The organism is Staphylococcus caeli (assembly GCF_051413795.1).
GTDB lineage: Bacteria > Bacillota > Bacilli > Staphylococcales > Staphylococcaceae > Staphylococcus > Staphylococcus caeli_A.
In genome coordinates this window covers 79,042-101,036 of record NZ_JBOIRQ010000006.1, presented here as the reverse complement: position 1 = coordinate 101,036, position 21,995 = coordinate 79,042, and the positions used below count along the sequence as shown (strand labels likewise).

The 21,995-nt window shown below is 35.0% G+C and carries 22 protein-coding genes; 18 read left to right on the top strand and 4 right to left on the bottom strand.

All coding sequences use genetic code 11. The features are described from left to right. Nucleotides 1-315: 315 nt before the first annotated feature. Both ACSULM_RS05105 and ACSULM_RS05100 read right to left on the bottom strand, forming a co-directional pair. Nucleotides 316-1,344 carry a hemolysin family protein gene (locus ACSULM_RS05105; protein WP_436861066.1) on the bottom strand — a complete coding sequence of 343 codons (1,029 nt, stop codon included), beginning with the start codon at nt 1,342-1,344 and terminating at the stop codon, nt 316-318. A gap of 139 nt (nt 1,345-1,483) precedes the next feature. Beyond that, on the bottom strand, nt 1,484-2,341 hold the full coding sequence (locus ACSULM_RS05100) for a DUF368 domain-containing protein (protein WP_436861065.1): 858 nt from the start codon (nt 2,339-2,341) through the stop codon (nt 1,484-1,486). A 427-nt stretch (nt 2,342-2,768) separates the two neighbouring features. Between ACSULM_RS05100 and sufC the strand changes: the two genes are divergently transcribed. From sufC to sufB, 5 genes are all read left to right on the top strand, one after another. Beyond that, a complete protein-coding gene (sufC, locus tag ACSULM_RS05095) occupies nt 2,769-3,530 on the top strand; it encodes a Fe-S cluster assembly ATPase SufC (RefSeq protein ID WP_436855239.1) in 762 nt (253 codons plus the stop codon). 101 nt (nt 3,531-3,631) lie between these two features. Further along, nucleotides 3,632-4,939: a Fe-S cluster assembly protein SufD gene (gene sufD / locus ACSULM_RS05090; protein ID WP_436861064.1), complete on the top strand. Its 1,308-nt coding sequence runs from the start codon at nt 3,632-3,634 to the stop codon at nt 4,937-4,939. A gap of 160 nt (nt 4,940-5,099) precedes the next feature. Further along, on the top strand, nt 5,100-6,347 hold the full coding sequence (locus ACSULM_RS05085) for a cysteine desulfurase (protein ID WP_436861063.1): 1,248 nt from the start codon (nt 5,100-5,102) through the stop codon (nt 6,345-6,347). After that, complete coding sequence (gene sufU / locus ACSULM_RS05080) at nt 6,337-6,786, top strand: Fe-S cluster assembly sulfur transfer protein SufU (protein ID WP_436855242.1); 450 nt, start codon at nt 6,337-6,339, stop codon at nt 6,784-6,786. The genes ACSULM_RS05085 and sufU overlap by 11 nt, the downstream gene beginning before the upstream one ends. Before the next feature lie 185 nt (nt 6,787-6,971). Beyond that, on the top strand, nt 6,972-8,369 hold the full coding sequence (gene sufB / locus ACSULM_RS05075; protein ID WP_069996211.1) for a Fe-S cluster assembly protein SufB: 1,398 nt from the start codon (nt 6,972-6,974) through the stop codon (nt 8,367-8,369). A 115-nt stretch (nt 8,370-8,484) separates the two neighbouring features. Here the strand turns inward: sufB and ACSULM_RS05070 are convergent, their stop codons facing one another. Beyond that, entirely contained in the window at nt 8,485-8,772 is a 288-nt protein-coding gene (locus tag ACSULM_RS05070; protein WP_436855243.1) for a zinc ribbon domain-containing protein, read from the bottom strand. Between the two features lie 254 nt (nt 8,773-9,026). Here ACSULM_RS05070 and ACSULM_RS05065 point away from each other — a divergent pair, with 254 nt between their 5' ends. The 7 genes from ACSULM_RS05065 to ACSULM_RS05035 all read left to right on the top strand — a co-directional run bounded on the left by ACSULM_RS05065 (nt 9,027) and on the right by ACSULM_RS05035 (nt 15,988). After that, a complete protein-coding gene (locus ACSULM_RS05065; RefSeq protein WP_436861062.1) occupies nt 9,027-10,052 on the top strand; it encodes a hemolysin family protein in 1,026 nt (341 codons plus the stop codon). A 39-nt stretch (nt 10,053-10,091) separates the two neighbouring features. Next, the gene (locus ACSULM_RS05060) at nt 10,092-11,159 is read left to right on the top strand and encodes an NAD(P)H-dependent flavin oxidoreductase (protein ID WP_436861061.1); all 1,068 of its coding nucleotides are present in this window, start codon (nt 10,092-10,094) and stop codon (nt 11,157-11,159) included. A gap of 189 nt (nt 11,160-11,348) precedes the next feature. Continuing rightward, nucleotides 11,349-12,197: a DUF72 domain-containing protein gene (locus ACSULM_RS05055; protein WP_436861060.1), complete on the top strand. Its 849-nt coding sequence runs from the start codon at nt 11,349-11,351 to the stop codon at nt 12,195-12,197. A gap of 11 nt (nt 12,198-12,208) precedes the next feature. Beyond that, nucleotides 12,209-13,033 (top strand): sulfite exporter TauE/SafE family protein, encoded by an 825-nt coding sequence (locus ACSULM_RS05050; RefSeq protein ID WP_436861058.1) that lies wholly within the window; start codon nt 12,209-12,211, stop codon nt 13,031-13,033. A gap of 22 nt (nt 13,034-13,055) precedes the next feature. Then, on the top strand, nt 13,056-14,375 hold the full coding sequence (locus ACSULM_RS05045) for a bifunctional metallophosphatase/5'-nucleotidase (protein WP_436861056.1): 1,320 nt from the start codon (nt 13,056-13,058) through the stop codon (nt 14,373-14,375). A gap of 81 nt (nt 14,376-14,456) precedes the next feature. Next, nucleotides 14,457-15,398 carry a lipoyl synthase gene (gene lipA, locus ACSULM_RS05040; RefSeq protein WP_436855249.1) on the top strand — a complete coding sequence of 314 codons (942 nt, stop codon included), beginning with the start codon at nt 14,457-14,459 and terminating at the stop codon, nt 15,396-15,398. 197 nt (nt 15,399-15,595) lie between these two features. Then, entirely contained in the window at nt 15,596-15,988 is a 393-nt protein-coding gene (locus ACSULM_RS05035; protein ID WP_436861054.1) for a YutD family protein, read from the top strand. A gap of 149 nt (nt 15,989-16,137) precedes the next feature. Here ACSULM_RS05035 and ACSULM_RS05030 read toward each other — a convergent pair whose 3' ends face one another. After that, a complete protein-coding gene (locus ACSULM_RS05030) occupies nt 16,138-16,404 on the bottom strand; it encodes a DUF3055 domain-containing protein (protein WP_436861052.1) in 267 nt (88 codons plus the stop codon). Nucleotides 16,405-16,553: 149 nt separating this feature from the next. Here ACSULM_RS05030 and ACSULM_RS05025 point away from each other — a divergent pair, with 149 nt between their 5' ends. The 6 genes from ACSULM_RS05025 to dltB all read left to right on the top strand — a co-directional run bounded on the left by ACSULM_RS05025 (nt 16,554) and on the right by dltB (nt 21,981). Beyond that, nucleotides 16,554-16,985, top strand: a complete 432-nt coding sequence (locus ACSULM_RS05025; protein WP_436861050.1) for a DUF86 domain-containing protein — start codon at nt 16,554-16,556, stop codon at nt 16,983-16,985. A gap of 6 nt (nt 16,986-16,991) precedes the next feature. Further along, nucleotides 16,992-17,771 (top strand): TIGR01457 family HAD-type hydrolase, encoded by a 780-nt coding sequence (locus ACSULM_RS05020; protein ID WP_436861048.1) that lies wholly within the window; start codon nt 16,992-16,994, stop codon nt 17,769-17,771. A gap of 10 nt (nt 17,772-17,781) precedes the next feature. Then, complete coding sequence (locus ACSULM_RS05015) at nt 17,782-18,747, top strand: 2-hydroxyacid dehydrogenase (RefSeq protein WP_436861045.1); 966 nt, start codon at nt 17,782-17,784, stop codon at nt 18,745-18,747. A gap of 398 nt (nt 18,748-19,145) precedes the next feature. Then, nucleotides 19,146-19,292, top strand: a complete 147-nt coding sequence (locus ACSULM_RS05010) for a teichoic acid D-Ala incorporation-associated protein DltX (RefSeq protein ID WP_436855255.1) — start codon at nt 19,146-19,148, stop codon at nt 19,290-19,292. A gap of 14 nt (nt 19,293-19,306) precedes the next feature. Beyond that, a complete protein-coding gene (gene dltA, locus ACSULM_RS05005) occupies nt 19,307-20,770 on the top strand; it encodes a D-alanine--poly(phosphoribitol) ligase subunit DltA (RefSeq protein ID WP_436861044.1) in 1,464 nt (487 codons plus the stop codon). Further along, a complete protein-coding gene (gene dltB, locus ACSULM_RS05000; protein ID WP_436861042.1) occupies nt 20,767-21,981 on the top strand; it encodes a D-alanyl-lipoteichoic acid biosynthesis protein DltB in 1,215 nt (404 codons plus the stop codon). The genes dltA and dltB overlap by 4 nt, the downstream gene beginning before the upstream one ends. The last annotated feature ends 14 nt before the right edge of the window (nt 21,982-21,995 follow it).

Genomic DNA, 21,995 nt, shown 5'->3' with positions numbered 1-21,995 from the left:
ATCATAGTCAAGTTTAAGCAAACAGACTGAGTCATATACATATCATTAATTATTATTATCGTGGGAGAACTTACGTTAATATTAGGTTTTTGTGTGATGCATCACCAAATGCCTGATATCCTTATAGGCATTGTTTGTGTTGCTTTTCGCTAATGTAACGCATGCAATGGCGGGCTTGGCTATGTGATGAATAGATATGTTTTGAGTAAATTGAAGTATATTTAATCATGACAAAGCCGAGTTTTTACATATTAAAAAGCGCAAGTACAAAATGTCTGTTAGAGACACAACGTGCTTGCGCTTGTTTTTTTAATTTTAGTGTTGATCGTGTTCGTCTTTGATATCGCCGACAATATTTTCTAAGATATTTTCCATAGTAATGATGCCGATAGGTGTATGTTCTGTGTCTTCTACGAGTGCAATATGAATATGTTGTTGCTTCATTTGCTCTAAGACTTGGTGGTATTTTGTATTTAGACTTACTTTAAGAATATCGTGTGTTATGGCATCTATTGCATCAATATCATCATTTAATAAATCTTTCGCGTGCACATAACCAATCACGTGTGTCGAATCTTTACTGATGACTGGGTATCTTGTGAAATGTGATTGATTCACAAATGCTTTTGTTTCTGCAACGCTACTATTGATGTCGACGACTGAAACTTTATTTAATGGCAAATAACCGTCTTTGACTCTCATCTCATCAAAAGCGAATGCACGATTGATATGTGTTAATTCATTTTCTGAGATTTCTCCGCCTTCATGACTTTCTTTAATCAGCATCTTCAATTCTTCTTCAGAATGATAAAGTTCGCTTTCTTTTGCTGGTTGCATACCAAATAATTTTAAGATAATTCTTGCTGAACCGTTAAGAATATATATAAATGGATAAAATAATTTGTAAAACATGATAATAGGTTTAGCAATCATCAGTGTTATTTGTTCTGCTTTTTGAATTGCAATCGTTTTAGGTGCCATTTCACCAATAACAACGTGTAGATAGGTTGCAATGACGAATGCACTAATCAAAGTAAAGACGTGTATCATTGTTTCCGATAAACCGAAACTACTGAATAACGGATGTAATAAGAATTCAAACGTTGATTCACCAACCATACCAATACCTAGTGCCGTAATGGTAATACCCAATTGACATGCTGCTAAGTATTCATCTAGATGTGAGACAACTTTTTTAGCGGCAATGGCTTGTTTATTAGAGCCAGTTGCGAGTGAATTGATTCGTGATGTTCGTACTTTAACGATAGCGAATTCTGTTGCTACGAAGAATGCGGTTAAAGCGAGTAAAAAGATAAATGTAATTAAGCTAATAAAGGTTCCCAAATATTAATTAATTCCTCCGATATGTTTTTTCAATCAATACTGATTGATATACTATTATATAAAAAATAAAATATGATCGCTAGTGTAACGAATTACAATTTTAAGTTTTTAAATAAATGATTTAGTTTTACGTCTTAAATTAATCTGCTGTTTCATCGGAAGTAATGTGGCCCAACTTATAACTAATTATGAAACCTATTACAAGTGTAATTATTGAAATAATCCAAATTCCCCATGAACTTGGCAAGCCAGGGAAGACTGCATACAGTGAACCGACGACGAATCCAATAATTACTGCGTACATAAGGTAAGTGTAATGTGTTAATAAGTATTGAATGAGTTTGCTTGAGAATAAGAATCCGCAAACTACACCTAAACCGACTGTGATTAACACAGGTATTGCAACGAAATTGAATGAAATGAATTCAGAAATAGCATACATAACTGTGCCATAAACACCAAATACGAGTAACATAAACGAACCAGAAATACCTGGTAAGAGCATAGCGCTAGAAGCACAAACGCCAGCAATAAAGTATTTGATAATATGACCGGTTGAGAGTGAAAGTGACTCACCAGCATGTTTATCGCCACTATTCAATAATGTAATAACTACTATAATAACAATGCCTAAAATAACTAAACCATAATGTGCTACGCCAAATGTTGTACGATAACGCGATGTTTTTAATAAATAGGGGATGATACCACCAATTAACCCTACAAAAAAGAACATGGTTGGCACAGTGTGCGCACTGAGCAAGTAGTTAATGACTTTACTTAATAAGCCGATTGCGATGACCATACCCAATCCAATCGGTATTAAAAATTTTAAACTTTCCCAAAAACGTTTTGAAAAAAGGCCACTTACAGAACGAATGAAATCATCATATATACCTAAGAGTAGGGCGATTGTTCCGCCGCTGACACCAGGTACTAAATCTGTAGTACCCATTGCAAATCCTTTCCATAGATTTGACCATCTAATGTTTGACATATCAGTTTCCTTTCTTTAATGAAATGTATTAACGATATTAGCATAGATTTGCCTTTTACAATAATAAAAATAAATATATCAATCCTAAGTCTGAGTCGTGTAACAGTAAAGACAGAATTCAACGAAACGACACTGCAAACAAATACAAATTCAAATATAGAATTCTGCACTAATATTTCATGCTTTAAAAGCTAAAGAGTATTGAGAACAACTGGGATATTTTTATCAGTTATAGAAATCTTACTATTATTATCGAAAATCATTGTGATATGATAACGATTTTAATTTAGCACTAGAAAAGGTTTATATTCATATATAACTACGTTATAATTAGATGATGTAACAAGGGCTCAGTCTTTTGACTGTAGATTAAAATTATTATAAACTAGATAGGAAAAACATATCATATAATACGGAGGGAATATGTATGCCATCAACATTAGAAATTAAAGACCTACATGTGTCTATAGAAGATAAAGAGATTCTAAAAGGTGTTAACTTAACAATTAATACTGGTGAAATACACGCAATCATGGGACCAAATGGTACTGGTAAATCAACATTATCATCAGCAATTATGGGTCATCCTAGCTATGAAGTGACAAAGGGAGAAGTGTTATTAGACGGCGTTAACATTCTTGAATTAGAAGTTGATGAACGTGCGAAAGCAGGTCTATTCTTAGCGATGCAATATCCATCAGAAATCACTGGTGTAACAAATGCAGATTTCATGCGTTCAGCTATCAATGCGAAACGTGAAGAAGGCGAAGAAATTAATTTAATGCAGTTTATCAAAAAACTTGATAAAGAAATGGATTATTTAGATATAGATCAAGATATGGCACAACGTTACTTAAACGAAGGTTTCTCCGGCGGTGAGAAAAAACGTAATGAAATTCTTCAATTAATGATGTTAGAACCAAAATTTGCCATCCTAGATGAAATTGACTCTGGTCTTGATATCGATGCCTTAAAAGTAGTTTCTAAAGGTATTAACCAAATGCGTGGCGAAGAATTTGGTTCATTAATCATTACGCACTATCAACGTTTATTAAACTACATCACACCAGATCACGTACACGTAATGTTCGGTGGTAAAGTAGTTACTTCAGGTGGTCCAGAATTAGCTAAACGCCTTGAAGAAGAAGGTTACGAATGGGTTAAAGAAGAGTTCGGTGCTGCAGAATAAGTCTCAACTCATATTAAACAAATGAATTTAGATGAAGATTTAAGGTCTTGATTTATACCGATGAATTAAATCATACAATCATCAAATGGGAGGAAAAAAGTATGACGACTGAAACTTTGAACATTTCTGAAGCGCAACTTGTTGAATATTCACAAGCCCATAATGAACCGACTTGGCTAACAGAATTACGTAAAGAAGCGTTAAAATTAACTGAAACTTTAGAAATGCCAAAACCAGACAAAACAAAAATTAACAGATGGGATTTCGACTCATTTAAACAACATGAAACGACAGGTAACGTATATAGTTCACTAGAAGAACTACCAGAAGCGGTTAAAGAAATTATCGATGTAGATAACTCTGAGAACTTAGTCATCCAACATAATAATACACTTGCATTCACTAAAGTATCTGATTCAGCAATCAATGATGGTGTTATCGTAGAAGGCTTAGCAGAAGCATTGGTAAACCATCCAGATTTAGTACAACAATATTTCATGAATGAAGCTGTAGCAGTTGACGAACATAGATTAACAGCATTACACACAGCATTATTAAATGGTGGTATGTTCGTATACGTTCCTAAAAATGTAGTCGTAGAACATCCAATTCAATATGTTGTCTTACATGATGACGATCAAGCAAGCTTTTACAATCATGTAATTATCGCGACTGAAGAAAGCGCCGAAGTAACATATGTAGAGAACTATTTATCAAATGCTGACGGCGAAGGTAATCAATTGAATATCATCTCAGAAGTAATTGCGGGTGCTAATTCAAAAATCACTTACGGTTCAGTAGACTATTTAAATAAAGGATTTACTGGTCATATTATCCGTCGTGGTACGGCTGCTACAGATGCAACAATCAATTGGGCATTAGGCCTTATGAACGAAGGTAGTCAAATCATTGATAACACGACAAATCTTATTGGTGATCGTTCAGAAAGTGAATTGAAATCTGTAGTTGTAGGTACAGGTGATCAAAAAATCAACTTAACATCTAAAATTGTGCAATATGGTAAAGAAACAATGGGTTATATCTTAAAACACGGTGTAATGTTAGAAAATGCATCGTCTGTATTTAATGGTATCGGCTATATCAAACATGGCGGTACGAAATCAAATGCGAACCAAGAGTCACGTGTCCTAATGTTATCTGAAAATGCACGTGGAGATGCTAACCCAATTCTGTTAATCGATGAAGATGATGTTGAAGCAGGACATGCGGCATCAGTTGGTCGTGTAGATCCTGAACAACTTTACTACCTTATGAGTCGTGGTATTTCACGTCAAGAAGCAGAACGTCTAGTTATTCATGGTTTCTTAGACCCTGTTGTACGTGAATTACCAATCGAAGATGTGAAACGTCAATTACGTGAAGTCATCGAGCATAAAGTAAATAAATAAAGATTAAGTCAAGGACAATAGTAAATGAAAGGTGCATCTTCGACTATGACGTACCTAGCGTATGGGATTAGGATTGAAGCGTAACTTAACCGCATGAATCTTAAGTGTTGATGGCGCCTTTACTAAGGTCTGATTATTGATTTTTAATTAAGAAAGGCCTGTGAATAATTTGACTAATACATTTAATGTTACTGAAATTATAAAAGATTTTCCGATTCTTGATCAGCAAGTGAATGGTAAACGATTAGCGTATTTAGACTCTACCGCGACGAGTCAAACACCGGTTCAAGTGATTGACGTAATGGCAGATTACTATAAACGCTACAATTCAAATGTGCATCGTGGTGTGCATACACTTGGCTCTCTGGCGACAGATGGTTATGAAAATGCACGTGAAACGGTTAGACGTTTCATTAATGCGAAATACTTTGAAGAAGTGATTTTTACGAGAGGTACAACTGCTTCTATCAATATTGTTGCGCATAGTTATGGTGATGCGAATGTTTCTGAAGGTGATGAAATTGTCGTAACTGAAATGGAACACCATGCGAATATCGTGCCATGGCAACAATTAGCTAAGCGTAAAAATGCGTCGTTGAAATTCATACCGATGACAGATGACGGAGAATTAGCAATTGAAGATATCAAAGCAACGATTAATGATAAGACAAAAATCGTTGCGATCGCACATGTATCTAATGTCTTAGGTACAATTAATGACGTGAAAGCAATTGCCGAAATTGCACACGAATATGGCGCGATAATCAGTGTTGATGGCGCACAAGCAGCGCCACATATGGCATTAGATATGCAAGATTTAGATGTTGATTTCTATAGTTTTAGTGGTCATAAAATGTTAGGACCAACTGGTATCGGTGTGTTATTTGGTAAGCGCGCATTACTCAATAAAATGGAGCCAACTGAATTTGGTGGCGATATGATTGATTTTGTAAGCAAATATGATGCGTCTTGGGCAGATTTACCAACTAAATTTGAAGCAGGTACGCCATTGATTGCGCAAGCGATTGGTTTGGCAGAAGCAATCAGATATCTGCAAAACATTGGTTTCGAAGCAATTCACCAACATGAAACAGCATTGACGCAATACGCCTATGACAAAATGTCAGAAATAGAAGGTATTGAAATCTATGGCCCAGCCAAAGATAAACGTGCCGGCGTCATCACATTTAATATGGTTGATGTACATGCACATGATGTAGCAACGGCTGTCGATACTGAAGGTGTTGCAGTCAGAGCAGGGCACCATTGTGCGCAACCACTCATGAAATGGTTGAACCAATCTTCTACAGCGCGTGCAAGTTTTTACATTTACAATACGCAAGAAGATATTGACCAATTCATTGAGGCACTGAAACAAACGAAGGAGTTTTTCTCATATGAATTTTAATAACTTAAATCAGTTGTATCGTTCAGTGATCATGGATCATTATAAAAGTCCTCGTAATAAAGGAACTTTAGACAATGGTTCTATGACTGTTGACATGAACAATCCAACGTGTGGGGATCGTATTCACTTAACGTTTGATATAGAAGATGGTTTTATCAAAGATGCTAAATTTGATGGAGAAGGTTGCTCCATTTCTATGTCTAGTGCTTCTATGATGACAGAGGCGGTCAAAGGCCACTCATTAGCAGAAGCAATGAAAATGAGCCAAGAATTTTCAAAAATGATGCTCGGTGAAGATTATGAAATCACTGAAGACATGGGCGATATTGAAGCGTTACAAGGTGTTGCACAATTCCCTGCAAGAATTAAATGTGCGACACTCGCGTGGAAAGCCTTGGAAAAGGGTACAGTTGAAAAGGAAGGTAATGACGAAGACTAAGATTTAATTGAAGTCGATGCCATTGACAATGTGTAAATTTCCATTCAAACTAGTAGGCACATCAAGATATATAACGTTGTAAATATTTCATAGCGTTAAGTCTTTAAAAGTAACGTTTAAAAGCAAATCGCATATAAATGATAGCGCACGTAAGTCGTTTTTAATATATAAAAGGAGTGATTGAAATGGCTAAAAAAGCACCTGATGTTGGGAATTATCAATATGGTTTCCACGATGAAGATGTTTCCATTTTTAGATCAGAACGTGGTTTGACGGAAAATATCGTCCGTGAAATTTCAAATATGAAAGAAGAACCAGAATGGATGCTTAACTATAGATTGAAGTCATTAAAACAATTCTATAAAATGCCTATGCCGCAATGGGGTGGCGATTTATCAGAATTAAATTTTGATGATATTACGTACTATGTTAAACCATCAGAAAATACAGAACGCTCATGGGATGAAGTACCTGAAGAGATCAAACGTACATTTGATAAATTAGGTATTCCAGAAGCTGAGCAGAAATATCTTGCTGGTGTATCAGCACAATATGAATCAGAAGTTGTTTACCATAATATGGAAAAAGAACTTGAAGAAAAAGGTATCATCTTTAAAGATACGGATAGTGCATTAAGAGAAAATGAAGAACTATTCAAGCAGTATTTCTCAACAGTTGTACCAGCTGCAGATAACAAATTCTCAGCATTAAACTCAGCTGTATGGTCAGGTGGATCATTCATCTATGTGCCTAAGAACATTAAATTAGACACGCCATTACAAGCTTATTTCCGTATCAACTCAGAAAACATGGGACAATTTGAACGTACATTAATCATTGCAGATGAAGGTGCTTCAGTAAACTATGTTGAAGGTTGTACTGCACCAGTTTACACAACAAGCTCGCTACATTCAGCTGTTGTTGAAATCATTGTGCACAAAGATGCGCATGTGCGTTACACAACAATTCAAAACTGGGCAAACAATGTTTATAACTTAGTAACGAAACGTACTCTAGTTTATGAAAATGGTAATATGGAATGGGTCGATGGTAACCTTGGCTCTAAATTGACGATGAAATATCCTAACTGTGTGCTTATGGGTGAAGGTGCTAAAGGTAGCACACTTTCTATTGCATTTGCAGGTAAAGGACAAGTACAAGATGCCGGCGCTAAAATGATTCACAAGGCACCTAACACATCATCAACAATTGTTTCTAAATCTATCTCAAAAGATGGCGGTAAAGTAATTTATCGTGGTATCGTACACTTTGGCCGTAAAGCGAAAGGTGCACGTTCAAACATCGAATGTGATACGTTAATATTAGATAACGAATCAACTTCAGATACAATTCCTTATAACGAAGTATTCAATGATAATATTTCTTTAGAACATGAAGCGAAAGTTTCGAAAGTATCTGAAGAACAATTATTCTACTTGATGAGTCGTGGTATTTCAGAAGAAGAAGCGACAGAAATGATCGTAATGGGCTTCATTGAGCCATTCACGAAAGAATTACCAATGGAATATGCAGTTGAGATGAACCGTCTAATCAAATTCGAAATGGAAGGTAGTATTGGTTAAGGTAAATAACTGATAGCTCGCCATTTATAAAATATAAAATGCACGATTGATACCACTTTGATACCAAGTAACTTGGCAATCAAATAACGTATCAATCGTGCTTTTTTGTTTGAGTTTATTTATGTGCATTAGGATCGTCTTTCCAACGATCAAGTTTAGCCATGAATTTTTTAGTATACATTTTGTTTAAAAAGAATTTTTGGATTTTATTCATATCAGATTCTTGGAATTTCTTCAAATTATATTCGTACATGTCATCAAAATTTAAATGCATTGTGAATTCGCCGTTTTGATAGCAATGGTGACAATATTTTTGTGATAACGTACCATCACTTTCTGTACCTGCTGGTGTTTTCTTATCAAGTGGTATGCCACAGCTTTGACACTGAGTTACTTTAGCCATTCATTTATTCCCCCATATTTTATAAAAAAGTAATTATTGTCAGGATGATGTTCAAGTTGATAAGATAGTTTACCATGTGTTTTTAGAAAAGGAAAGTAATATTGAGTTGACTGCTCATACAAAATGATAATTATGGGTGATTCTTTTATGTGCATTGGTGTGAAACATACCCAGGGTTTATAAAATTGCAATTTTGGGAATAAAATAACAAATCTATAGTGGAAAATACATATTTTAAAAGGAGTCATGCACGCATGATTATCGCAATTATCATATTACTGTTTGCTTCATTTTTCTTTTCAGGAAGTGAAACAGCTTTAACGGCAGCAAACAGGATGAAAATACAGACGGATGCACAAGAAGGAAATAAAAAAGCGGGTAAACTCGCCAAGTTATTAAATAAACCGAGTGAATTTATCACAACTATTCTTATTGGTAACAATATTGCTAATATTATCTTACCGACTTTAGTTACGATATTAGCTGTTGACTTAGGGGTGAATGTTGGTATTGCTACTGCAGTTACTACGGTAGCTATCATTATTATCTCGGAAGTTATACCTAAATCAATTGCAGCAACATATCCGGATAGAATGTCTCGACTTGTTTATACGCCAATTACGTTTTTTGTGATTTTATTCAAACCTATCACAAAGATATTAAATGCTTTAACTGATTTAATTAATAAAGCTATTTCAAATAATACGGAAGAATCTAAACGATTTTCTAAGGAAGAAATTAGACAAATGGTTAACATCGCAGGGAGTGAGGGTGCCTTTAATGAAATGGAACGTAATCGTATTCAAGGCGTTATGGACTTTGAACGCCTGAAGATTACAGATATTGACACTACTCCACGCATTAACGTGACGGCTTTTCCTTCAGATATTTCCTATGAAGAGGCTTATGAGACGGTCGTGTCTAATCCATATACAAGGTATCCGGTTTATGGTGAAGATATTGATGACATCATTGGTGTCTTTCATTCTAAATATTTGCTTGCATGGAGCCGTGAACCAAACAATGATATTTTAAAATATACTTCGGAGCCGTTATTTGTCAATGAGCATAACCGTGCTGAATGGGTGCTCAGAAAAATGACAGTATCACGCAAGCATTTGGCTATTGTCTTAGACGAATTTGGTGGTACTGACGCGATTGTATCGCACGAGGATTTAATTGAAGAAATGCTAGGCATGGAAATTGAGGATGAGATGGATGAAGAAGAAAATGAAAAGCTAGCAACGCATCCAAAAGGAAATCGTAACAGTTCGCGCTAATATAATATGAAACACACTTATTTGAAAGGGGATAACGATATGAAATTAACATCTAACTTAACCAAAATGATGCATGTACAATATCCTATTATCCAAGCCGGAATGGCAGGATCAACAACACCAGAACTTGTTGCGGCTGTTAGTAATGCAGGTGGATTAGGTTCTATAGGTGCAGGTTATTTTAGTGCTGATAAGTTAAAACAAGAAATTGAAGCAGTTGAAGCATTAACGGATTTACCGTATGTAGTCAATCTCTTTGTGCCGAGCGAAAAAACATATATTCCTGAAAAGGTAGAACATATGAATGCTTGGTTAAAACCTTATCGTCGTGCATTTCATTTAGAGGAACCTGTGGTCAATCTAAGTGAACAACAGCAATTTGATGAAGCAATTCGTATAATAATTGACCAAGAAGTACCTATCGCGTCATTTACATTTGGTATTCCAGATGCTGCTACGATTGAAAAGTTAAAAGCCCATCAAATTAAGTTGATTGGTACAGCGACGAGTGTAGAAGAAGCTATTGCAAACGAACAAGCGGGTATGGACGTTGTAATTGCACAAGGTAGTGAAGCCGGTGGTCATCGAGGTGCTTTTATCGAAACATCACAGTCATATACGCCACTCATTGGGACGATGTCTTTAGTGCCACAAATTGTAGATGCTGTAAATATTCCTGTAGTGGCAGCTGGAGGAATTATGGATAGTCGAGGACTTGTTGCAAGCATCGCGCTAGGTGCAGAAGGAATTCAGATGGGTACAGCCTTTTTAACAACTGAAGAAAGTGGTGCAAGTCAGCTATATAAAGATGCTATAAGTCAAAGTAAGGAAACAGATAGCTTAGTGACACATGTCTTTACTGGTAAGCCAGCGAGAGGTATTAATAATGATTTCATTCGTAAAATGAATGAATTTGATGGAGATATTCCAGATTATCCAATACAGAATCAATTGACGACAACATTACGTAAGGCATCAGCACAAGCTGGAGACCCACAATGGACGCATCTATGGAGTGGACAAAGTCCGAGACTAGCACAACATGTTACTGCGCAAAAACTAATGGAAGATATCATTCAAGAAGCACAGACATTAATACAAACATAACAAATTAAATCATGATTTAATGAAGTAAGGTCACAGTGAGATGTATAGTATATCTCCTTGTCACCTTGCTTTTTTATTTTCATCGCGAAATAAAGCATGAAAATATAATAATAATTTCGGTTATCAAATAGTAAATTTAATCAAGTGAATCTCACAATTCATCTGTGGTATGATGAATTTGGTGATACTATGATTAACATTGGACTAACAGGTTGGGGAGATCACGAGAGGTTATACCAAGACTTACAACGAAAGACAGATAAACTTGTCACTTATGCAAGTCACTTTCCAATCGTTGAGCTTGACGCATCTTATTACGCGATTCAGCCTGAAAGAAATATAAATAAATGGATAAAAGAAACACCAGAACGATTTCAATTTATCGTCAAAATACATCAAGCACTCACACTACACGCAGATTATAAAGATTATACCGATACAAGGCAGGCATTATTTGAACAATTTAAAGCAATGATACAACCATTAAAGGCAGAAGGTAAACTCGCGATGGTCTTAGTGCAATTTCCACCGTGGTTTGATTGTAATACGAAAAATGTTAGCTATATTCTCTATGTACGTGAACAATTGAAAGATTATCCAGTATGTATTGAATTTAGAAATCAGTCATGGTTTAATGCTGAACGCAAAGAAGATACGTTAGCCTTTTTAACGCATCAACAACTTATTCATGCAGTGTGTGATGAGCCACAAGCTGGGCAAGGATCGATACCACTGATTAATCGCATCACTCATGAAACAGCATTTGTACGTTACCATGGCAGGAATGTGCATGGATGGACTAAAAAAGACCTGACGGATGAAGCCTGGCGAGATGTCAGATATTTATATGACTATAGTGAACACGAATTAAAAGATTTATCTAATAAAGTAAAGTTGTTAGAACAAAAAGCTAAAAATATATATGTTGTCTTTAACAACAATTCTGGTGGTCATGCCGCGGAAAATGCTAAGACATATCAGCGATTGTTGGATATTGAATACGAAGGTCTAGCGCCACAGCAATTGAAATTATTTTAGGAGCGATAAATATGTTAACAATTATATTACTGGTTTTAATTGGTGGCCTATCGGCGATTATAGGCTCATTAGTTGGTATTGGTGGCGGCATTATTATCGTTCCAACGTTAGTATTTCTTGGAGTTGACAATGACTTACTCCATGGCATTACGCCACAAATTGCAATTGGTACGTCTTCAGTTATATTAATTGTAACTGGTTTATCATCAACCATGGGCTATTTAAAAACCAAGCAAGTTGATGTCAAAAACGGTTCAATCTTTTTATTTGGATTGTTGCCCGGTTCATTAATAGGTTCTATATTAAGTCGTTATTTAACGTTAGAATCTTTTAATTTATACTTTGGTATTTTTTTGATTGTTGTTGCGATTATACTCATGGTTCGCAATAAGATTAAACCGTTGAAAATATTCGAAAAGCCTAAATATGAAAGAACCTATGTAGACGGACATGGTAAAACGCATCACTATCATGTGCCACCAGTCGTTGCATTCATTGCAACATTGTTTATTGGCGTTTTAACCGGCTTATTTGGTATTGGTGGTGGTGCCTTGATGACACCATTAATGCTGATTGTATTTAGATTTCCACCGCATGTTGCAGTTGGAACAAGTATGATGATGATTTTCTTTTCAAGTTTAATGAGTTCAGCTGGACATATTGTGCAAGGACATGTTGCTTGGTTATACGCCATCGTATTAATTATCGCAAGTTATATTGGCGCGAAAATAGGCGTTAAAGTCAATCAATCCGTTAAATCAGATACTGTTGTAACGCTACTTAGAACAGTCATGTTAGCTATGGGTGTATATTTAATTATTAAATCATTTTTATAACATAAAGGGTGGGGAAGTATAAATGAAATTAACAATCTATCATACAAATGATATACACAGTCATCTCCATGAATATGCACGTATCACAAAATATCTTGCACAAGAGAGACCGAAGTTACAACATCCCTCACTCTATTTGGATATCGGCGATCATGTAGACTTATCCGCACCAGTGACAGAAGCGACGATGGGTTTGAAGAATGTGACGTTACTTAATGAAAGCGACTGTGACATAGCGACAATCGGTAATAATGAAGGTATGACAATTTCTCACGATGCATTAAATACATTGTATGACCATGCAACATTTGATGTTACTTGTGCTAATGTATTTGATGAACAAGGACAATTACCGAGAAATATTGTGCCATCTATCATTAAAGTCATTGAAGATACACGCATATTGTTTGTAGCAGCAACAGCACCATTTACTCCTTTTTATAGAGCTTTGGATTGGGTTGTGACAGATCCGCTTGAGGCGATTAAAGATGAAATCAGTGCGCATGCAGGTGAATTTGATGTTTTGATTGTGATGAGTCATGTAGGTGTTTTTTTTGATGAAAAGTTGTGTCAAGAAATCCCAGAGATTGATTTAATACTTGGTAGTCATACACACCATTATTTTGAAAATGGAGTAATGCAAAATGGCGTATTGATGGCAGCAGCTGGCAAATATGGCAATTTTCTAGGTGAAGTGACACTAGATATTGAAAATCATACAGTTGTAGGTAAATCGGCAACAATATATCCAGTTGACACATTGCCAGAAGTCGAGACCCACTATGAAGCGGAAGGCAAGACATTGTTAAGCGATGCAGTTATTGATCATCCTATTCGTCTACCGAGAAGGACAAATATGATTTCGGAAACAGCGTATATGTTGGCGGAAAGCGTCTTTGAATTTACGAACGCAGATTGTTCGATTATTAATGCAGGATTAATTGTGAAAGGCATCGACGCAGACTGTGTAACGGAATATGATATTCACCAAATGCTACCACATCCGATTAATATGGTCCGTATACGACTATGTGGGCAAGCATTAAAACAAGTTATTATCAAAAGTCAAAAGCAAGAATATATTGATGAACATGCACAGGGGTTAGGTTTTAGAGGTGACATTTTCGGAGGTTATATTCTCTATAACCTTGGTTTCATTGAATCAGAATCACGCTATTTTATTAATGGCGAAGAGATTGAAGATGATCAAACGTATATATTGGGGACGGTTGATATGTATACGTTCGGCAGATATTTCCCGACGTTAAAAGAGCATGCTATCGACTATCTTATGCCCGAATTTTTAAGAGATATTTTTAAGGAAAAACTACTAGAATATTAAAATATAGTATTAATACGTTTAAATTTAGGTAAAATTTCGTTATAATAGATAGAGATTTCAAATCAGGAGGATTGTGCGGTTATGGCTACTAAAAATGAAGAAATTTTACGTAAACCAGATTGGTTGAAAATAAAGCTGAACACTAACGAAAACTACACTGGTCTTAAGAAAATGATGCGCGAAAAGAACTTACACACAGTTTGCGAAGAAGCAAAGTGTCCAAATATACATGAATGTTGGGGAGAGCGTCGTACAGCGACGTTTATGATTCTAGGCGCGGTTTGTACGCGTGCTTGTAGATTCTGTGCTGTTAAAACAGGCTTACCTAACGAATTAGATTTAGATGAACCAGAACGCGTGGCGGAATCTGTAGAATTAATGAACCTTAAACACGTTGTTATTACAGCGGTTGCTCGTGATGATTTAAGAGATGCGGGATCAAATGTTTACGCTGAAACAGTGCGTAAAGTACGTGAGCGTAATCCATTCACTTCTATCGAAATTTTACCTTCCGATATGGGTGGAGATTACGATGCATTAGAAACATTAATGGCTTCTAAACCAGACATTTTAAACCATAACATCGAAACAGTCCGCCGTTTGACACCGAGAGTTCGTGCTAGAGCAACTTATGATCGTACGTTAGAGTTCTTAAGACGTTCTAAAGAATTACAACCAGACATTCCTACAAAATCAAGTTTAATGGTTGGTTTAGGTGAAACACATGAAGAGATTTATGAAACAATGGATGATCTTCGTGCCAACGATGTTGACATATTAACAATTGGTCAATATTTACAACCATCACGTAAACACTTGAAAGTTGAGAAATACTATACACCATTAGAATTTGGTAAATTAAGAAAAGTAGCAATGGACAAAGGATTCAAGCATTGCCAAGCTGGTCCACTTGTAAGAAGTTCTTACCATGCAGACGAGCAAGTAAATGAGGCAGCTAAAGAAAGACACCGTATTGGTGAAGAAAAACTGGGAACTGAAATTGGTGCCGATTTAAATAAATAAAGTAAGTGTAGAAGACTTAGTTCAGTTATAACGATTGCGAAGCAACGTAGCGTATGACTTATGGACTAAGTCTTTATTACAATTAGTAGAAATAAGATATGAAAGTTATTGGAGTGGACATTTCATGAATAAGTACTATTAACAATGGTCAAATCATGAATCAGCAAGTGCAATAACAAATTAGATTAGGTGAAAAGATGATAAAAGTTAACGAACATTATTTTGAAATAATAGAAGAACATAGAGCATGTTTTGATGAAGAAACATTTGCAAATCGATATTCAGACATCTTAGATAAATACGATTTTATCGTCGGAGACTTTGGATACGATCAGTTGAGATTAAAAGGCTTTTACAAAGATAGCAATAAGAAGGCGGAATTAAGCAAACGATTTTCAACGATTCAAGACTATTTATTAGAATACTGTAATTTTGGTTGTCCATATTTTATTCTAAGACGATTAAGTGACGATGAAATTAAGTCACAGGTGGATACACACGATGATGAAGATAACGACGTTGACTTCGAAGAGAACAAATTACAAGATGTCAAAATTCAACCTAGTATTCAACAATCTGAAAAACAATGATTAACCTAGAGCATGCTTAGTGTGTCTAGTCGAAGGTAGACAAAAATATGAGCATAATAGATTTTAAACAAAATAAACCAAAAGCAAAGTAGGATATAAACAATGAGTTTTATATCGAACTTGCTTTTGGTTTGTTTTTTATATGCTTATTATTGAATGACTTCATTAAGATATTCCCATATTTCGTTGCCTTCTTCTTCGTTAACACCAAGAATATGTGCAACATAACCATCTTCTTCCAAATCGTCAGTACCAATAATGCCAAATTTGTTGGTTTGCATATTTAGGACAATGGTTTTGCCAAAATGACGGTCTGTTTGAAAAAGCATTAAATCATAACGGCTATGTTCACCTACAAAACCCACAAATTGTACTTGGGCAGATTCATCATCGTCATATAGATACATATCTATCATATTTAAAACACTCCTGACTTGTGAAATCGTATGAAACATATTAAATCAGGCTATATATTAGAAGCCTAAAAAGTCTTAATTTATAGTATAACCATAAATGAATTTGACTGCAAAGGTATGGTATGATGAAAACGATAGGAGTGACGCAAATGTATTTTGTTAATAAAACACAGTTGAATACAAAATTAAATTATTTACAACAATTAATCCATGATTATCCTCAAGCAAAAAATAATCATTATGCATTCGAGCGTGTTGCACACATGCTGATAGAATCTTCAGTAGATATTGGCAACATGATTATTGATGCATTTATCTTGAGAGATCCAGGCAACTACAAAGATGTTATTGATATCATGGCTTTAGAAAAAGTAATCTCCAAAGAAACGCAAGACCACATTAATCAAACGGTTGATGTAAGAAAGCAATTTGTACATTATTATGATGAATTAGATACACAAGCATTGCTGCCTTTGTTTGATGAGGCATTGCCTTATTATCAAACATATATTGAAGAAGTGATACAATTTTTGGAAAATGAAAATGTTCCAATTACAGCTTTTGGTAAAAAAGGAGAATAAGTCATTATGAAAAATTATAAAGCTTATCTGATTGATTTAGATGGCACAATGTATAAAGGTACCAAAGAGATTGATGGTGCTGCACAGTTTATCGAATATTTAAACCAACATCAAATCCCTCATTTATATGTAACGAATAATTCCACAAAAGAACCCGAAGAAGTTGTGTTGAAATTAAAGGAAATGGGTATTTCTGCACAACCTAATGAAGTGGTGACATCAGCAATGGCAACGGCTGAATTTATTTCACAAGCATCACCGGGTGCAAGTGTATTTATGCTTGGTGGTAGTGGTTTAAAAAATGCACTAACTTCGCATGGTTTAGAACTAAAAAATGATGAGTTCGTTGATTATGTTGTTATTGGATTGGATGAAGCGGTTACTTATGAAAAATTAGCTATCGCAACGTTAGGCGTGCGACAAGGTGCTAAATTTATCTCAACGAATCAAGATGTATCGATACTTAAAGAACGTGGCTTTTTACCAGGGAATGGGGCTATTACGAGCGTAGTTTCTGTATCTACAGGCGTACAACCTGTGTTTATTGGGAAGCCTGAGCCTATCATCATGAATAAAGCGTTAGATATTCTAGGATTAGAGCGATCAGAGGTAGCAATGGTCGGCGATTTATACGATACTGATATTATGTCAGGAATCAATGTGGATATTGACACAATCCATGTTCAAACGGGTGTGACGACGAAAGAAGAAATAGAACAGAAGTCAGTCCCACCTACACATACATTTAAAGATTTAAACGAAGTAATCAAAGAACTTGAACAATAGGAGTGATTGGATGGAAAAGGTTGTCATTACTAGAAAAATTCCACAACAATTTGTAGCACAGTTAGAATCAGTAGCACAAGTTGAAATGTGGGATGAATCACTTGAGCCTATGCCTAGGGAGCAATTTTTAGAGGCAATCCAAGATGCAACTGCTTGTTTTATAACTTTAAGTGAAACAATAGATGATGAAGTCATCGCAAAGGCGCCAAATCTTAAGATCATCGCAAATATGGCAGTAGGGTATGACAATATAGACGTTAACTTAATGAAACGCCATGGCATTATTGCTACAAATACACCAGGTGTCTTAACAGAAACTACAGCCGAACTTGGGTTTACACTCATGTTGACGGTCGCACGCCGTATTGTAGAAGCAGAAAAATATGTGCAAAATGGTGAATGGCAAAGTTGGGGTCCGTATTTATTTGCCGGTAAAGACTTGAACAATGCCAATGTTGGTATTTATGGTATGGGTGAAATAGGCAAGGCATTTGCGCGACGTCTAAAGGGCTTTAACACAAATATTATGTATCACAATCGTACGCGACATAAAGACGCCGAAGAAGCACTGGGTGCGCTTTATGTTCCGTTTGATACATTGTTAAAACAAAGTGATTTTGTCATTTGTACAGCGCCGCTTACTGATGATACAAAGGATAAGTTTAATGCACAAGCATTTGAAAAAATGAAAAATGATGCTATCTTCATTAATATCGGTCGAGGTGCAGTTGTCGATGAACAAGCACTTGTGCAAGCATTGCAAGATGGACAGATTGCTGCATGTGGGTTAGATGTCTTACGTGAAGAACCGGTTGATATGTCACATCCATTGTTGTCGTTACCAAATGTAGTCATTGTTCCTCATATAGGAAGTGCTTCGGTGACGACAAGAAATCGTATGATTCAACTTTGTGTGGATAATATTTTACGAGTATTCAAGGATGAACAACCGAAAACACCAATTATGTCCAATTAGTGAAATAAAGCTATTTATTTTTACAAAAACTTTACAAACGCATATGATAAATTTCTAATTAAAACAGAAAAGCAACAGTTGAAAGTTTTATTTCACTGTTGTTTTTTATGTTGCTATAGTGTGTTGTTTAAAACTAAATAACGATATAACACTGGTAAATAGTAAAACAGTGGATAATTGCATATTGCCAAAAATTGTGTTTTGAAAACTTTATTTTTTAAAACGAACTAACATTTTTGTTATATATAAAATACTTTATTCGATTGTCACACCAACCTAAAAAATGTATAATAAGTTGGTAAATTGTTAAATTAGTGTAAATCTCACTACAACCAAAAATATAATTATGCAATAACAACATAATAGTATAATAAATAAATTAAATGAAGAGGTGGAAGATGCGTAAAGAAATGGAGCAAAAAACAACTTACCAAAAAATCAAACCATGGTTATTAACTTTATTGTATCTTGCTATTTTTATAGCACTGTATTTAATATACGGCTCTGGAGACACGCATAATAACTTTATTTATAATGAATTTTGATTGAGGAGAAAATTATGACAGATATTTTATATTCATTAAATGAAAATGAACGCAATTGTCCTGAACAAATTGCTATTAAACATAATGAAGACACCATCACATATCGACAATTAAATCAATATGCAAACACACTTGCAGAGGTAATTAAAGATGCACAAAGTCCGCTTATAGTATATGGTCATATGTCACCATTTATGATAGTAGGGATGATTGCAAGTATTAAAGCTGGTTGTGGTTATGTTCCCATAGATACTTCTATTCCTGAAGAGCGCATCCACTCTATTATAGGTAAAATAGAACCAAGTTTTATATTGAATACAACTGAAACACAAATGGAATTTAATGATTGTGAAGTACTAGATACATCAGTATTTAATCGAGACACGCTAATAACTGAATTCGATGCACAAATGAAGGCTGACGATATTGCATATACGATTTTCACTTCTGGTTCAACAGGAGAACCTAAAGGTGTACAAATTCGTTATGAAAGCTTGAATGAATTTACAGAGTGGATGGTGTCATTGAATCAACTTGGAGACCATCAACAGTGGCTAAACCAAGCACCATTCTCATTTGATTTATCTGTAATGTCTATATATCCATGTTTAGCAACAGCGGGTACATTGCATTTAGTAGATAAGACAATGATTAATAAACCTAAACTATTAAATCAAATGTTAGAAGAAGCAAAAATTAATGTCTGGGTATCGACACCTTCATTTATGGAAATGTGCCTCATGTTACCTAACTTAGCAGAAGCAAGCTATAGTAATTTGAAAGAATTTTTCTTCTGTGGTGAAATATTAGCACATAGAACAGCAAAAATGTTACTACAACGCTTTCCATCGGCTTATATCTATAATACGTATGGCCCAACTGAAGCAACAGTTGCAGTGACGAGCATCCAAATAACAGAAGATGTACTTGCACGCTTTAATCCTTTACCTATTGGCGTGCCGAGACCAGGTACGACACTGTCGTTAGCTGATAATGACGAGTTAGTTATTGCTGGGAAATGTGTCAGCGAAGGTTACGTTAAAGACGAAGTTAGATCTGAAGCTGTGTTTAAAACAGTAAATCAGCAAAAACATTATTACACTGGTGATAAAGCTGTGTATGAAGATGGACAATGGTTTATTACTGGTAGAATTGACTTCCAAGTCAAACTGAACGGTTATCGTATGGAGTTAGAAGAAATTGAATTTCAAATGCGCCAAGTTGATATCATTAAAGAAGCAATTGTAGTACCAGTATATAAGGACAATAAAGTAACACAATTACAAGGTGTCGTTGTATTAAATGAACCACTAGATATGGATGAAGAACAGTCAGTAATCCATGATATTAAACAAGCATTGAAACAAACGATGCCTGAATACATGATACCAAGAAAGATAATTTTTAGAGCACAATTTCCTTTAACAGCTAATGGTAAATTGGATCGCAAACAGATTGCAGAGGATGTATTAGCATGATTCCATATGGCACATTTACGTTTTTCCTCATTGCATTCATCGTCTTAATACCAGTTATTATATTAGGATTAGCTGGTAAGCGCAGTCGTATTTATAATGGTATCAGTACAGCAATTATGATTGTGCTTATATTTTCTTCAGATAAACACAATTTATTTGGACAACCTTATTTAAGTGTTCAATTTATAAATTTTGTACTTTATCTGTTATGGCAAGTTGCCATTATTATGTTTTATTGGAAGTCACGTGCTAAAAACAATTCATTTAGTAAATTTGCAACCGTGATTGTCTTATCAATCTTGCCATTGGTTGTAGTTAAAGTGATGCAAAGTTCATGGTTTGGCACAGCGCAATTAAAGCTTCATGAAAATAAAGTGATTGAATTCATCGGATTTTTAGGTATTTCATATGTTACGTTCAAGAGTGTACAGCTATTGATGGAAATCAGAGATGGCTCAATAAAAGAAGTTAAAGTAGGGAAAGTATTCCAGTTTATCTCTTTCTTTCCAACCATTTCATCTGGTCCAATCGATCGTTATAAACGCTTTGTTAAAGATGAAGGTAAAATACCGACGAGTGACAATTATCAAGCTTTATTACATAAAGCAATACATTATATTATGCTTGGTTTCTTATATAAGTATATTATTGCGTATTTGATTCAAGTCTATGCGATTAATCCTTTATTACTAGATTTTACTGGTTTTACAACTAAGTGGCTTTACATGTATGCATATAGTTTATATTTATTCTTTGACTTTGCAGGTTATTCTTTATTTGCAATGGCATTTAGTTATTTATATGGCATACAAACACCACAGAACTTTAAACAACCATTTAAAGCTAAAAATATTAAAGATTTCTGGAATAGATGGCATATGTCACTATCATTCTGGTTTAGAGACTGTATCTACATGAGATCATTATTCTTTATGTCGAAAAAACGTCTGTTAAAAAACCAATTTACAATGTCTAACATTGCCTTTTCATTAAACTTTTTAATTATGGGTATTTGGCATGGCATTGAAGTTTATTATATTTTGTATGGTTTATATCATGCAGTCTTATTTATTGGTTATGGCTACTATGAAAAATGGCGCAAGAGTCATCCACCGAAATGGTCTAATCAATTTACAACAGCATTAAGTATTATTGTTACATTCCATTTTGTGACGTTTGGTTTTCTTATATTCTCAGGAAAACTGTTTTAAAAATGAGGAGGAAT